16 protein-coding genes and 2 pseudogenes are annotated in these 13,242 nt (G+C 45.8%); 11 read left to right on the top strand and 7 right to left on the bottom strand.

The annotated features are described in order from the left end of the window. Positions 1–7: 7 nt before the first annotated feature. On the top strand, positions 8–1,099 hold the full coding sequence (locus DXE35_RS01705) for an MFS transporter (RefSeq protein WP_331851920.1): 1,092 nt from the start codon (positions 8–10) through the stop codon (positions 1,097–1,099). On the opposite strand, the gene DXE35_RS01700 is transcribed toward DXE35_RS01705, so the two are convergent. Next, positions 1,096–2,112 carry a DUF6352 family protein gene (locus DXE35_RS01700; RefSeq protein ID WP_114689345.1) on the bottom strand — a complete coding sequence of 339 codons (1,017 nt, stop codon included), beginning with the start codon at positions 2,110–2,112 and terminating at the stop codon, positions 1,096–1,098. The two genes, DXE35_RS01705 and DXE35_RS01700, sit on opposite strands and share 4 nt — an antisense overlap. Before the next feature lie 86 nt (positions 2,113–2,198). Here DXE35_RS01700 and DXE35_RS01695 point away from each other — a divergent pair, with 86 nt between their 5' ends. Next, positions 2,199–2,549 carry an FKBP-type peptidyl-prolyl cis-trans isomerase gene (locus DXE35_RS01695; protein WP_114689344.1) on the top strand — a complete coding sequence of 117 codons (351 nt, stop codon included), beginning with the start codon at positions 2,199–2,201 and terminating at the stop codon, positions 2,547–2,549. 96 nt (positions 2,550–2,645) lie between these two features. Here DXE35_RS01695 and DXE35_RS01690 read toward each other — a convergent pair whose 3' ends face one another. Next, the gene (locus DXE35_RS01690; protein WP_231969920.1) at positions 2,646–3,410 is read right to left on the bottom strand and encodes a transglycosylase SLT domain-containing protein; all 765 of its coding nucleotides are present in this window, start codon (positions 3,408–3,410) and stop codon (positions 2,646–2,648) included. Then, positions 3,401–3,550 carry a hypothetical protein gene (locus tag DXE35_RS10035; RefSeq protein ID WP_231969919.1) on the bottom strand — a complete coding sequence of 50 codons (150 nt, stop codon included), beginning with the start codon at positions 3,548–3,550 and terminating at the stop codon, positions 3,401–3,403. The genes DXE35_RS01690 and DXE35_RS10035 overlap by 10 nt, the downstream gene beginning before the upstream one ends. 403 nt (positions 3,551–3,953) lie before the next feature. Here DXE35_RS10035 and DXE35_RS01685 point away from each other — a divergent pair, with 403 nt between their 5' ends. Continuing rightward, positions 3,954–4,979 carry a DNA/RNA non-specific endonuclease gene (locus DXE35_RS01685; RefSeq protein WP_114690342.1) on the top strand — a complete coding sequence of 342 codons (1,026 nt, stop codon included), beginning with the start codon at positions 3,954–3,956 and terminating at the stop codon, positions 4,977–4,979. Here the strand turns inward: DXE35_RS01685 and DXE35_RS01680 are convergent. Then, positions 4,971–5,175, bottom strand: a pseudogene (locus tag DXE35_RS01680) (DUF3820 family protein). The gene DXE35_RS01685 and the pseudogene DXE35_RS01680 sit on opposite strands and share 9 nt — an antisense overlap. Positions 5,176–5,305: 130 nt before the next feature. Here DXE35_RS01680 and DXE35_RS10030 point away from each other — a divergent pair. The 8 genes from DXE35_RS10030 to DXE35_RS01645 all read left to right on the top strand — a co-directional run bounded on the left by DXE35_RS10030 (position 5,306) and on the right by DXE35_RS01645 (position 9,646). Then, the gene (locus DXE35_RS10030) at positions 5,306–5,701 is read left to right on the top strand and encodes a hypothetical protein (protein ID WP_231969918.1); all 396 of its coding nucleotides are present in this window, start codon (positions 5,306–5,308) and stop codon (positions 5,699–5,701) included. A 138-nt stretch (positions 5,702–5,839) separates the two neighbouring features. Next, on the top strand, positions 5,840–6,214 hold the full coding sequence (locus tag DXE35_RS10025; protein ID WP_231969917.1) for a DUF6662 family protein: 375 nt from the start codon (positions 5,840–5,842) through the stop codon (positions 6,212–6,214). Positions 6,215–6,226: 12 nt separating this feature from the next. After that, positions 6,227–6,406: a hypothetical protein gene (locus DXE35_RS01670; protein WP_114689343.1), complete on the top strand. Its 180-nt coding sequence runs from the start codon at positions 6,227–6,229 to the stop codon at positions 6,404–6,406. Between the two features lie 9 nt (positions 6,407–6,415). Further along, positions 6,416–6,985, top strand: coding sequence for an FMN-binding protein (locus DXE35_RS01665; RefSeq protein WP_114689342.1), 570 nt, complete (start codon positions 6,416–6,418; stop codon positions 6,983–6,985). After that, entirely contained in the window at positions 6,982–7,539 is a 558-nt protein-coding gene (locus DXE35_RS01660) for an FAD:protein FMN transferase (protein ID WP_197713929.1), read from the top strand. Before DXE35_RS01665 ends, DXE35_RS01660 begins: the two co-directional genes overlap by 4 nt. Positions 7,540–7,744: 205 nt before the next feature. Continuing rightward, positions 7,745–7,900 carry a hypothetical protein gene (locus tag DXE35_RS09180; protein ID WP_162784907.1) on the top strand — a complete coding sequence of 52 codons (156 nt, stop codon included), beginning with the start codon at positions 7,745–7,747 and terminating at the stop codon, positions 7,898–7,900. A 375-nt stretch (positions 7,901–8,275) separates the two neighbouring features. Further along, the gene (locus tag DXE35_RS01650) at positions 8,276–9,094 is read left to right on the top strand and encodes a sulfite exporter TauE/SafE family protein (protein ID WP_114689341.1); all 819 of its coding nucleotides are present in this window, start codon (positions 8,276–8,278) and stop codon (positions 9,092–9,094) included. A 174-nt stretch (positions 9,095–9,268) separates the two neighbouring features. After that, positions 9,269–9,646: a hypothetical protein gene (locus DXE35_RS01645; protein ID WP_231969916.1), complete on the top strand. Its 378-nt coding sequence runs from the start codon at positions 9,269–9,271 to the stop codon at positions 9,644–9,646. Between the two features lie 57 nt (positions 9,647–9,703). On the opposite strand, the gene DXE35_RS01640 is transcribed toward DXE35_RS01645, so the two are convergent. The 3 genes and pseudogenes from DXE35_RS01640 to DXE35_RS01630 form a co-directional block, all read right to left on the bottom strand. Beyond that, positions 9,704–10,432, bottom strand: a complete 729-nt coding sequence (locus DXE35_RS01640) for an ABC transporter ATP-binding protein (RefSeq protein ID WP_114689340.1) — start codon at positions 10,430–10,432, stop codon at positions 9,704–9,706. 29 nt (positions 10,433–10,461) lie between these two features. After that, a pseudogene (locus tag DXE35_RS01635) lies at positions 10,462–12,300 on the bottom strand (branched-chain amino acid ABC transporter ATP-binding protein/permease). A 22-nt stretch (positions 12,301–12,322) separates the two neighbouring features. Then, positions 12,323–13,201: a branched-chain amino acid ABC transporter permease gene (locus DXE35_RS01630; protein WP_114689339.1), complete on the bottom strand. Its 879-nt coding sequence runs from the start codon at positions 13,199–13,201 to the stop codon at positions 12,323–12,325. Positions 13,202–13,242 lie beyond the last annotated feature (41 nt).

The raw sequence follows: 13,242 nt of genomic DNA, 5'->3' as shown, positions 1-13,242 counted from the left end.
TGGGCTGGTGGGCCTCAGCCTAGCGCCCGCTAGCTGGATGGCCACCCTACCCGTCATGGGCTACGTTGTAGGAGGCGCCTTTTCCACTTCTATTGTGGCTAAATCCCAGAATTATTTTGGGCGCAAGATCTCCTGTCAGCTTGGCTTACTTGTGGCGATGCTGTCAGCCCTTTTATGCGCTTATGCAGCAATAAGCCAAAACTTTTGGCCGTTGGTGACGGGCACTTTTATCGCTGGTTACTACAGCGCCAACGGTCAGCTGTATCGCTTTGCCGCAGCAGAACTAACAGACCTGAGTCAGCGCGACAAAGCGGTGTCCTGGGTGCTAGCCGGCGGTATTCTTGGCGCAGTCATTGGCCTCAACCAGGCCTCCTGGACTCGCAATCTCTTTGATACCGAATTTCTGGTGGCCTACCTCACCCTATCGATAGCCGGATTGATTGGAATTGTTGTGATGCAGTTCATTTACTTTCCCCCAGAATTGAAGACGCAACATTCACTTGCCGATGGGCGTCCATTGAAAGTCATTCTTCAACAGCCCGTCTTTATGGTTTCCATTATTGGCGCGGCATTGGGTGATGGAGTCATGAATCTATTGATGGCGGCCACACCGTTAGCAATGCAAATCTGCGGGCTTCTTTTTTCAGATACCGCATTCGTACTCGAGTGGCATGTGCTTGATATGTTTTCTCCTGGATTTTTTACTGGCTCACTCATTCAGAGATTTTGGGTGCTAAAGATAATGGGCGTTGGTGTGCTGCTGAACTTTACTTGCATTGCAATTGCTCTAACCGGGACCGATTTACATCAATTTTTTATCGCTTTGTTTTTGCTTGGGGTGGGTTGGAACTTTTTATTTACAGGCGCAACCTCTTTGGCGATGACCGCCTATCAACCGAATGAACGAGATAAACCAAAAACGGCCATTAACTTTTTTGTCTTTGGCACGATGGCATTCACTTCTTTTGGATCAGGCGCTTTAGTTACCTCACACGGCTGGAGCATTCTGAACTTGGGGTCACTTACTCCCGTGATCGTTACTGGTCTAGCCATTTTTTGGTTTGCTCAGCAGCGCAAAGAATCTCAAACGACTTCTTAAGAAACATTTGCAAGCGGCAAGTTGAATAGGAGATTTTGCGGCTTCAGCTGCAACGGTTGCTGATCATTCATGGCGATAACCATATAGACCGGCTTACCCGCTTGAGCCTTGGCTACCGCGGCCTCATCAACAAAGTCTAAGCGGAATAAGCAAATGACTTTCTGCAACTCATCGACCTCAACCAACTCCTTGTTGTATAAGTTATTGAGTATTTCAGTTGCGGCATCATCCAAGCCAACGTGCCAAGACCATTGAGGGTCGGTAATTTGTTGCATAGGCGTAATACGCCCGCCAACCCCTAAAAAATGATTGATCCATTTCTCCAATACTCGGCAGAAATAATTGATAGGCTCATGCCCAAAATTCAATTGCGCTGCCAAATCCAATTCTTCATTTCTTGCCCAATAGGCATCAGCATTATTTTCATGACTTACATCTAGGTCAGCGGAACGCATGCTCATCGACTTCCCTTTTAGCAAGTCCATGATGTTGCCTGTCTCGCTAGCTTGGGCGTTTCGAATCACTACTTCATCATCCGCGCCCATCACGATACCGTCGTCAATCACGGTAGTTTTCTGGACTCTAAAGACGAGTTTGCCCATTCTCACTTCCAATGGATGCGCTTCATCACCCAGAATATGTCTTATGAAAATTTGCGCCAGCTGGGCAATAAATAAAGGAGGAACATCCACTCCCTCACCCTTAAACAGACTCATATCAAAGCTCTCCAGAGAGCTTGCCGCCAATAAGCGCTTGCGATAACGCAACCAAACCCGATAGTTCTCTCGGATATTCTCATCGGCCATTGCGGCGATTTCACTATCAAGCACTTCAGCGCGAGGGTTATCAGTCACACGCAGATGCAGTGAGCGCTCAGCGGCACACGATTCAGGAACCAGCGCGAGCCCAGGCCTTGCCATGTATGTGTGTAAAAGGTCATCCGTTACCAATAACTGGTGATCGGAACTGATTTCCAAGGTGTTATAGGCGGAATTAACCCAATAATTTGTCATACGTTTTAAACAAAGTTAACTTGCATCAGAAATTACAGAGCTCAGAATATACTAGCCAATCAATTCGCGTAAAATAGGAAAACATCATGAGTGAACTCAAAAAAAAAATCGATACCGTTGTTGGCGATGGAAAAGAAGCTAGCGCTGGCAATCATGTAGATGTGCATTACACCGGCTGGTTGTACGACGAAAACGATACCGACCACAAAGGCCAGAAGTTTGATAGCTCCTTAGATCGCTGGCAATTGTTCAGTTTCCCTTTGGGTACTGGACATGTGATTAAGGGTTGTGGCGAAGGCGTGACTGCCATGAAAATTGGTGGCAAACGCACACTCATCATTCCATCTGAAATGGGCTATGGTCCACGCGGTGCGGGTGGCGCGATTCCTCCGAATGCGACTTTGGTATTTGATGTGGAATTACACGGCGTTAACTAAACGCTCTCAGCGAGAAAACAAAAGCCACCCTAGGGTGGCTTTCTATTTTGTGACTAACCCAGACAAAAGAAGCTTAAGAACGCAAGTCCTTGCCATTTAAAGTGAGTCGGTTAGACGAACGGTTTTGACACAAGTAATCAGACGATTTCTTTCAGCCATTACCTTGTCAGCATAACCACCATCATCCTCAGCATTCGCAGCGCCAACGCGAATCTTCACCTCAGGCTTGGCAGCCGTGGAAGTTCCGCCAAAAATTGCATGCTTATCTTTATGCACTGATGTCATTACCTGCATCAAGCCCTCAGCACCAGCATGACTCTTGGTGTTTGGATTGAAGTTCGACTCTACTGAAATCACTGCCAGCAATAACACCGGGTCAATATTGACTTCTTTCGCAATCAAGATGGTGTTGGAGACATACTCTTCACTCTTGGCGGGATCAAGGCTGTATTTCTTTTGAAAGAAGTCCGCTACCGCACGTTGATTCTGCAAAGACCCCATTAAATTACTATCCAAAGCTTGAGGATCAATCTTCGAAGTAGGAATGCGATCGGATACATGAGAAATAGACTTGACTTGCATTTGCGCTACGGAAGGCATTAGCAAGGCTACTGTTTGCTGCTTGGTATTTACCAATCCAGTTACGGCAGGCACCTTGGATTTGTTGTAAATCACCGCGGCGATCTCAGTATCGGCAACTTGATCGGCTGACGTTTCTTCATGCGATTCTTTGTCTTGGTTGAGCATGCCAAAACCATTACTCCAAACCATGTTGCGAGCCTCATCAGGAACCAGTACTCGAGCCAAGCGAAAAGCGCCCGCATTAGTTCCATTGCCACAGAGCCAAAGGCCTACAACCATAAATACAGTAACAATGAGCAAGCCATTAAGAGGACGCGATAGATCGGGGCCATGGCGTGTGCCAGCAGTTCTTTAGCAGCCAACACGGCTGGCTGCGCACCCTGCATATCGCTCAAATTATTCGGTAAACATTTACTCATTCATGGTTTGCAAAACCTCAAAAAAACTGGACTGCCGTTTTATGCTGCATTGCAATATTTAAAAACATGGGTCATCCTAATCAGTTTATTATATCAATTCAAGAATAATTAAGTGCAAATCAATAACTAATAGATCTAGAAATTGGGGATATCCCGTATATAGAACTCAATTTCTTTATATAAATCAATAACATCAATCACTTATAAAAGTTATGGGGCACTAATTCCACTCTATAAAACAATGCTCAAAACCGGACTTTTTTTACAAATTTGCTCAAAAAAAAATAAAACCTACAAATCGTACATCTAGTGTTTTTAGTCTTCTGATTTTTATTGGCTATAGAGCTAGCGCAAGCAAAAAAGCATGGCCTTCTCCACGGGAAAGGTCATACACTTAGATCCCATGAAATTTCTTCGCGGCCTTTTCGCTCTACTCCTACTTTCTTCATCCTTAGGTGCGCTTGCGGCGTTTGAGGACTGCAAAGACCTCTTTCCTCAGCAGCAAATCCCAGCTACTACTCAGGCAGGAAGGGATCTCTGCTTTGACAGCTTCGCTATTTACTACTCTCCTCAAGATAAGAAGCCTATCTATACTGTTGAGAAACTGAATAAAGAGCAACTCTCTGCCACGCATCCTCGCAGAAGCAATCAGTTTTATGAAGAAGCCAGACTCCCCTTTGCGGAAAGAGTCCTCCTATCGGATTACCGCGGCAGTGACTATGACCGCGGCCACAACGCTCCCGCTGGAGATATGAGCAATGAGCGTGCGATGGCCCAATCCTTTTCCTTGGCAAACATGATGCCTCAGGCAAGGCAAAACAATCAGGGTATCTGGGCTAAGAATATTGAGGAGCCAACTAGAGCCTATGTCAAAAGAGCGACTGGTGATGTGTACGTCTTTACTGGCTCAGCGGGAAATAGTGGCAGCATTGGTAGAGGTAGAGTCACCATTCCAAGTTATTTATACAAACTGATTTACGACCCAAATAGAAATGCAGCCTGGGCTTATTGGATTGAAAACACCAATGAAGCCAGCATGAGCCCTCCCATTTCCTATGCGGAATTGGTTCAGAAAACAGGCATTGATTTTCATTTACCCCTGGGCGAAAACGCAAATAAGGTAGATGCTATACCCTCAGAACCCATGCAAATAAAGACTCAAAAGCCATTAGTTGGCGGATGGTATCCCGTGTTTTTCGACCATTACTCAGCAAATAAACTTTCTGGAGTGATCGCCAATATTCAGGCGGGTAAAGTGGGAAGTATTGAGATTCAGTATGACCGAAATGAGCCCCTAGCCAAACAGATTGCTACTCAACTTCAATCTCAAACCAATCTACAAGCAAGCCTAATCCAGAGCAGCCCGCCAGAATCAGCAACCGTCACCTACGAACGAAATCGCGTCACCCTCATTATTCGTTCAAAGTAATTTCGATTTCGCCTGCAATCCATTGTGATCAAACGTGTGCATTAACTCTAGCAATTGACCTAGCGCGCCCTTAGGAAACCCTTCGCGTGCAAACCAATCCAGATAATTTCCTGGCAAATCAGCTAAAGCACGTCCTGCATGCTTGCCAAAGGGCATTTTCATTAAAAACCAATTTTTCCAGGGACTCGGCATTCATTGGGAGAAATCTTACAGGCAAATAGCAATTGGTCTACCAATTTCACCACTTCTTAGCTGATGGCCATTCTTCTTACTTGATAATCATTCTCATTTAGTTTTCTAACCATCAACCTTAGGAGATCCTAAAATTGACCATTAATAGACTGCTTGCCTTTACTTTATTTCTTGTAGCCACCCTCCATTTTTCATTTGCTCATGCTGGCGAGGTAGCGTTTGGCTGGATTTACACACTCGACCTACAGCCCAAGGGGAAGTTAGAGTTTGAACAGCGCTTACAACTGAATAAACAGCAAGCAAGTGGTTCTTACAATGCATGGTTCTCAAGATCAGAATTGGAATCTGGCCTGACTAATGACTTGCAAATCGCAGGGTATCTAAATGCGTATTACGTCAATGCGAATCAAAACTATACCAATCCAGAAGCTTGTGGAGATGCGGCGACTTGCACTGGGGGCAACCCGTTCCGGAGGGGCACAACCCCGCATCGCCTTATCGCAAGGGTGGCATTGAAGTCGGATCTTTAGAGGCAATTTATCGCATCACTAACCCCGTCACCTCACCCGTTGGAGTAGGTCTCTAATTTAGAGCCCACGATTGGAAAAAATAAAAATGAAATTGAAGCAAGACTGCTGCGGCAATCCAACTTTATTGATGACCGTTTAGTGGTATCTGGAAACGTCGTGGTTGCCAATGAGCAACTGAAGTTCGTGGGCAATGGCAATGTACCGGAGTCCATGCTGGACTTCTTGGTGGACGCCAGTTATCGCTTCGCACCTAAATGGTCCGCAGGCGTAGAGGCGCGTTTCCATAATGACTACTCAAGCTACAACTTGCAAAACCAAGTACAAAGAGCGACCTTTGTTGGGCTCAATATGCACTATGCCGCCAAAGATTGGTGGGTGACTGGTGCCTGGCGCTATCCGTTAAAGGGCAATACGTGCATGGGCGACGGGACTGCTGAATGCTCCAACGCACGCGTCTGGGATAGTCACTCAGTAAACGAATTTATTGTCAAAGTTGGCTTCGCGCTTAATTAAAAGAAAGTATTTATGGAAATTCAGAATTTATTGGTTGCCGCCCTTACTCACTTAATCAAGTTTCAGGCCACTCAATGTCGAACCGCGCAGGAAAGAGTGCTCATGATGTTTGAAACGCTCTCCAACCTTCAAGATATCAACCTCGAAATTCAAGCGCTCTGCAATAAAGCAAATGAATTACTTACTGCCTAAATTGACACCATGAACTGGAAACCGAATCCGCTAGCGATGATTGGTCTAGCAATGATTATCGCACCCATCATTGCTCATGCAAAAATTTATGTATCTGCTGAGCAAGCACAAAAAATTCTTCTGCCAAATAGAACCCTCTCAAAGAATCCCATCATCACCGATGATCTGCAAGAAAAGATGCGTTCCGCATCAAGTATTCAACACCCCTTTCAAGGAGAGCGAATTTGGAAATCATCCGATGGCAGCTGGTTAATCATTGATGAAGTGGTTGGCAAGCACGAAATGATTACCTATACTGTCGCCATCAACCCCAATGGCAGCATCTCTGGCATTGAGGTTTTGGAATACGTTGAATCTTATGGCTATGAAGTGGCAGAACCACAATTGCGCAAACAGTTTGTCGGAAAAACAATCAACGACCCCATCAAACTTAATCAAGACATTCAGAATATTGGCGGCGCCACCCTATCCTGCAAACACCTCACTAATGGGGTAAAGCGAGTTACCGTCTTATATGACTTAGCCTTAAACAATATCCCCTCATCAACTGTGCCAACCCAGGCGATCAAAGCAAAATGATTCGCTGCAAACCACTTCTGGGAACTTTTGTTGAGATCTCCATTGATCAATTGGGCGAGGAGACAGGAATTGATCATGCGTTCGCAGCGATTCAGAGAGTGCATGATCTTATGGGGTTTCACAATACCCAAAGTGAGCTGAGCCAAATTAACCAATATGCCCATACAAGAGCCGTTGAAATTCATCCATGGACAGCGCAAGTAATCAGAATTGCGAAAGAGGTGTATCTTGCATCAGATGGTCTATTTAACTGCGGAATAGGCCATCGCCTAGTTGCTGCAGGCTTATTGCCCCGTCACATTACATTTTCCAATCATGGGTTGGGTGACATCGAAGATATTGAGTTCTGGTCGCCAGACCTGATCAAATCCTCTCGCCCTCTTTGCCTAGATTTTGGCGGTATTGCGAAAGGATTTGCCGTGGATATGGCTGTCAGAGTCTTGATCTCCGAGGGAATTTCTTCGGGTTATGTAAATGCTGATGGAGATCTGCGGGTGTTTGGGAATACTTCCTTTCCCATTCAAATTCGCAATCCAGAGTCTCCAGATGAGTGAATTGAACTAGGCTCTTTGAAGGACGGCGCGATTGCTACGATCAGTCTTTATTTTGCAAAAAGAGATCGACAAAATAGCCACATCATCAATCCGCTGGCAAAAAATCTTTCTGACGCTCACGCAGAAGTTTCGGGATCATTTTCAATTCTCGCCAAAGAGTGCGTTTACGCAGATGCGCTTACCAAGGTTTTAGCGCTATCCAATAATGAGCATCACCCCTGCTTTGATCGATTCTCAGCAAGAACAATCAGGCTTGCCGCATGAGTCATCGTGGAAAAATACCTCATTGGCAAAGAATGTTTGTCATCTGCGGCATGATGACTTGCTCTATTACTGGCCTAATGTATTTGATCGGCCATGAATTCCATATTCAAAGATTCTTACTTGGTACGCATAGCGTCCTAGCTGCTCACGGCATAGCCGCACACTCGCAACCCTAGCGCTGGGCTCAGTTCTGCCATTTCACATTAAGGCAGGCTATAAATCTAAGCGCAAATGGATAAGTGGCTTCAGTCAACTGACCTTCTTAACGGTGCTACTGGTCTCCGCAGCTTTGCTCTACTATGGGCCAGAGGAAATTCGAGATGGTACTGTCGAGACACACTGGATTGTGGGCCTCCTCTTTTTTGTCATCTGTATATGGGATGGCATGGTTCACCTGCGCGGCAAGGGGCAGCAAATACCGCCATTCAAGGAATAAGGCAAGCAAGTCATTCGCACTATAAAATTAAGTGCAATGGACTATTTAGCATTCATCAGCCCTTCCTTAGGTATTTTTGTGGGCCTACTCATGGGGCTCACCGGAGCTGGCGGCGGAATTCTCTCTGTCCCATTACTCGTTTTTGCCTTAGGACTCAGCGTTGCTGAAGCAGCACCAATTTCTTTATCGGCCATTACGCTAGCGGCGGGAGTTGGCGTCTTATTGGGATTGAAAAATAAAATCCTTCGCTATAAGGCCGCTGTATTTATGGCGCTATTTGGCCTGCTACTTTCACCCGCAGGCCTTTGGATATCTCAATACACCCCCAATGCCCCGTTGCTGATCGTTTTTAGTCTTCTCCTGTTTTATGTTTCTATACGGATGTTCTTGCAAGCAAGTAGAAATATTGATGGCATTACGCCGGCGCCACGTAAACCGCCACCCTGCTTACTCAACCCAACAAAAGGCAAGCTTGCCTGGAATGTACCTTGCGCTAGAGCCTTAATGCTCTCAGGTGGTTTAGCCGGCTTCTTGTCTGGCCTCCTAGGGGTAGGCGGCGGCTTGGTCATTGTTCCCGCACTCAAGCGATATTCCGATCTACCCGTGCAATCCATTGTGGCCACGTCCCTCGGAGTGCTTGCCATTGTTGCTGGTGGAGGCACTCTTTTCTCGGCCGCCTCCGGCAATCTCAATATCGTCATTGCTGCGCCTTTTTCCCTGGGTGCATTACTAGGTATTCTGCTTGGCAGATCGTTTGGCAAGAAATTAAGCGGCCCCAGATTGCAGCAAATCTTTTCGATATTAGCGTTTAGCGTTGCGATTAGCCTCTCTGTTAAAGGCTTTGTCAGCTTATGAAAAGACCTGTCGCCTCTATTCTCTTTCTACTTTTCTTTGGGCTATTAGGAACCCTGCTCATGTCAGTCACTAAACCAAGTCAATTCCTATCAAGCCCTATCAGTGCGATCACTGGCACAGTCAGTAACCTCAACAACGAGATGCTGGAGTACGTTAATCCTGAAAAGCCCGCTCATGATCATTCGTCGATTTATTACAAACATTTTTACATCCCTAAAAGGTGATAAAGCAATAGAAACAAAATTTTCATCGCCAATGACCATTGCTGAAGGCGACCAAATTACCGTATCGGGCTATCCAAAAAATAATGCCTTTCAGGTTCTTGCTTACAAAAATCAAACCCAAGGAGTCGCCAGTAATGAGAACTGGATCATGCTCGGACTTGGCGCCCTATTTTTCTTTGCTGTAGCCCTTGGCTTACTCAATAGTGAATTGGTGATTCAAGGAGAGTTGATTCCCAAGCTTTTTCTATTTGTATTTACCGGCGTGGCGATTTATATGGGATATCGCGCCTTGCTTATTCGGGAGGCTGTAAAGCTTTTATCTAGCTAAGAAGAAAAAGCCATTATTGCTAAGGGCTTTTTTATTGTTTACTGATAAAGCAACTACTTAGTGACCACCAGCGCAACCCAAGTAAGCGGCTTTCACAGCAGGATCATCTTTCAGTTTTGCAGCTGGTCCATGAGTAGCGATTTTGCCGTTCTCAAGTACGTAACCATAATCAGCTACGTTAAAGGCTGCAGCAGCAAACTGCTCAACTAACAACATGGTCACACCCTGGGATTTCAGATTTGAGATGATCTTAAATACTTCTTCAACCAACATTGGCGCAAAGCCAATCGATGGCTCATCCAAGAGAATAATTTCTGGATTTAACATCACAGCGGGAGCCATCGCCAACATCTGTTGCTCACCACCCGATAGTGTTCCAGCCAATTGCTTGCAACGCTCTTTAAGACGTGGGAACAGTTCGAGGGATTGCTCGAGATCGTTCTTAATATCGCCTTTTGGACGACTGCCAGTAAACCGTGGAAATGCGCCCAACAATAAATTGTCAGTCACCGACATTGACGCGAATACACGACGACCTTCAGGGCTAGGCGCCAAACCTAGGCGAGCAGTTTTATGAGAGTCGTAACCGTCAATTTTTTCGCCGCCTAAAGTCACTTCACCAGCCGTTGGCTTAATCATGCCAGTAATAGCGCGCATGGTGGTTGTTTTGTCGGCGTCATTAGAGCCAATCAACGTAATCACTTGTCCTTTAGGGACATCGATATTGATGCCGTGGAGGACTTTGACTTTGCCGTAGACTGCTTCAAGATTCTTAATAGATAACATGGTATTTGCCGATTCAATTGTTCTAGTGATTAAGTACCCAAGTAGGCATGAATCACCTTCTCGTCTGCCTGAACTGCAGCTGATTTACCTTCTGCAATCTTCTGACCGAAGTCCAATACAGAAACGGTATCGCAAACTGACATCACCACATCCATGTGATGCTCAATCAGGATGCAGGCAATACCGCTATCGCGGATCTTGCGAATAATGCGCAAGAGTTCTTTAATATCAGGCGCTGTTAAGCCTGCTGCTGGCTCATCTAATAAGAGCAACTCAGGATCCAATGCCAAAGCACGAGCGATCTCAAGTAAACGCTGCTTACCATCGGGCAAGTTGCGCGCCTCTTCATCGGCCAAGTCATCCAAGCCCACGAATTTGAGAAATGCCATTGCGCGAGCATGCGCGTCAGCTTCTTCTTTCTTATAACGCGGTAGATGCAATGCGACTTCCACCATATTTGACTTGAAGGTGTGATGCAAACCAACCAAAATGTTTTGGATAGCGGTCATCTCACCAAAGAGCTGAACGTTTTGAAAAGTACGCGCAATACCTGACAATGCAATGTCAGATGAAGTCTTACCAACAACGCTTTCTCCAGCGTACAGAGCGTTACCTGCCGTAGGCACATAAATACCAGTCAATACGTTCATCATGGTGCTCTTACCGGATCCGTTCTGACCGATCAAACCATGAATAGTGCCGCGCTTGATGCTCAAATCCACATTGCTCAAAGCCTTGAGGCTACCGAACTGCATCAACACAGAATCCACCTGCAGAAGTTCCGCACCAGTATTTTGGTTGGCGACAGCACTAATGAAGCTAACAGAATCATCCACCGCCTCAGAATCGCCACCACGGGTGGTTTTAGCTTTGCCAACGATAGATTGATAGAAGCTCTTAGCAAAACCAACAAGGCCGTTTTGCAAGTAGTACACCACAAGCAAAATCATGAAGCCGAAAATACTCAAGCGCCAATCAGAGATGCTGTTGAGCCAGAATGAGAATCCTGCCAAGCCCACTACACCAGAGATGGGAGCTGCTACACGACGTGGAGTGGTTACTTTCTTGGACAAAGCCATTGCGGCACCAGCCACCACAATGATCGCAATAATCGCCGCACCAATAACCGCGCCTAAGCGTGACTTACGCCCGCCCATAATGATGCCAAGCAAGAAGAGAACGGCCAATTCATTGTTATAGGTATTTGGCGAAATGTATTGCTCTGAATAAGCGTACAAGCAACCAGCTAAACCAGCAAAACCAGCACTGATCACGAAAGCGATCACTTTAAAGCGATATACAGAAACGCCCATACAGTCACAAGCAATCGGGCTATCACGCAAGGCTTCAAAGGCACGACCGATTTGTGATTTAACGAAACGAGCCACAACGATCATCGAAACAATCAAGACCAACAAGACCAACCAGAAGTACTGCGCTTTGGTCATTGGTACGCCCATTAATTCTGGCTTTGGCATCTTGATACCAAGCGGACCTTCAGTCAACCAGGTCATTTCATTAATGAGGATCTGCGCAATTGTGCCGAACGCCAAAGTTACCATCGCCAAATAAGGTCAGATCACCTTTAGCGCTGGCAAAGCCAAAATACCGCCGAAAATAGCCGTCACAATAATAGAAGCTGGAATATTGCTCCAAATTGGCCAGCCAAAATGGAAATACAACACGCCAGCACTGTAAGAACCAATTCCAAATAAGGCTGCATGTCCTAAAGACACTTGTCCAACATAACCAACCACAATATCCAAACCAAATAACAAAATGGTGTAGATCAGAATCGTTTCAACTAAGTGAATGTAGTAATGGTTATGAATAAACAGCGGCAAACAAAAGACCGCTGCAATTGCAATTAAATGAAAGCCTTCTTCATCATCAAACTTTCTTAATTGCAGATTTACCAAAGAGACCAGATGGCTTGTATGCCAATACGAGCAACAGCAAACTCAAACCTGGAACAGCCTTATAGCCAGTGGAGAAGTAGAAGCCTGTTGCTGTTTCCACAATCCCCAAAATTAAGCCGCGCACAATAATTCCAATACCGCTAGACAAGCCACCAATAATCGCCACCGCGAACGCCTGCAGCCCTAAGGAGCCACCCATGGTTGCGCCAGTCAACGTTAGCGGCGCAATCAATACGCCAGCAAATGCTGCTGTCAAAGATGACAAGGCATAAGAGAAAGTAATTAGCATGCTTGTGTTGATGCCCATAAGGCCGGCAACATCACGGTCATTGGCAGTTGCCAAAACCGCTTTGCCGTAAATGGTTTTGCGGTTAAAGAACTCCACCAACAACATCATTACCAGCGCGCCAACCACCACTAAGATTTCCATTGGCAGAATAGTTGCGCCAAAGAAATTCATTGGCTCCATTGGCAATGGCGCCGGGAATGGCAATGCGTCACGGCCCCAGATATTTTCAGCAACGTTTTTGAAAATAATGCCGAGTGCAATCGTGGACATAATCCAGCCAAACTCAGATTTGATCTTGATCGCAGGTCTTACGCCAATGAGCTCTACAAAACTACCTTGGATCATTCCAAAAATACAAACAATTGGAATCATCGCCCAATAGTTCATACCAAAGGTATCCACGCAGGTGAGACCGACCAGAGCGCCCAACATCAATGCTTCGCCCTGACCGAAGTTCAAGACGCCTGATGTGGCAAAAGTGAACTGGAAACCCAAAGCGATTACCGCATAGATCATCCCCACCGCGATACCGCTCGCGAGGATTTGTGCAAGCATGTCCATTATTGTTGGCCTAAAAGATACTTAAAACTATTTTATTAACG

The sequence above is a fragment of the Polynucleobacter necessarius genome, assembly GCF_900095215.1.
In the GTDB taxonomy this organism is placed as follows: Bacteria; Pseudomonadota; Gammaproteobacteria; order Burkholderiales; family Burkholderiaceae; genus Polynucleobacter; species Polynucleobacter necessarius_H.
This window is presented reverse-complemented; position numbering and strand designations above follow the sequence as displayed.

Excerpts from the sequence above, each read along its gene's own strand:
- DXE35_RS01700 (WP_114689345.1), bottom strand. The coding sequence starts at position 2,112 with ATGACAAATTATTGGGTTAATTCCGCCTATAACACCTTGGAAATCAGT.
- DXE35_RS01695 (WP_114689344.1), top strand. The coding sequence starts at position 2,199 with ATGAGTGAACTCAAAAAAAAAATCGATACCGTTGTTGGCGATGGAAAA.
- DXE35_RS01690 (WP_231969920.1), bottom strand. The coding sequence starts at position 3,410 with ATGGTTGTAGGCCTTTGGCTCTGTGGCAATGGAACTAATGCGGGCGCT.
- DXE35_RS10035 (WP_231969919.1), bottom strand. The coding sequence starts at position 3,550 with ATGAGTAAATGTTTACCGAATAATTTGAGCGATATGCAGGGTGCGCAG.
- DXE35_RS01685 (WP_114690342.1), top strand. The coding sequence starts at position 3,954 with ATGAAATTTCTTCGCGGCCTTTTCGCTCTACTCCTACTTTCTTCATCC.
- DXE35_RS01670 (WP_114689343.1), top strand. The coding sequence starts at position 6,227 with ATGGAAATTCAGAATTTATTGGTTGCCGCCCTTACTCACTTAATCAAG.
- DXE35_RS01665 (WP_114689342.1), top strand. The coding sequence starts at position 6,416 with ATGAACTGGAAACCGAATCCGCTAGCGATGATTGGTCTAGCAATGATT.
- DXE35_RS01660 (WP_197713929.1), top strand. The coding sequence starts at position 6,982 with ATGATTCGCTGCAAACCACTTCTGGGAACTTTTGTTGAGATCTCCATT.
- DXE35_RS09180 (WP_162784907.1), top strand. The coding sequence starts at position 7,745 with ATGAGCATCACCCCTGCTTTGATCGATTCTCAGCAAGAACAATCAGGC.
- DXE35_RS01650 (WP_114689341.1), top strand. The coding sequence starts at position 8,276 with ATGGACTATTTAGCATTCATCAGCCCTTCCTTAGGTATTTTTGTGGGC.
- DXE35_RS01645 (WP_231969916.1), top strand. The coding sequence starts at position 9,269 with ATGATCATTCGTCGATTTATTACAAACATTTTTACATCCCTAAAAGGT.
- DXE35_RS01640 (WP_114689340.1), bottom strand. The coding sequence starts at position 10,432 with ATGTTATCTATTAAGAATCTTGAAGCAGTCTACGGCAAAGTCAAAGTC.
- DXE35_RS01630 (WP_114689339.1), bottom strand. The coding sequence starts at position 13,201 with ATGGACATGCTTGCACAAATCCTCGCGAGCGGTATCGCGGTGGGGATG.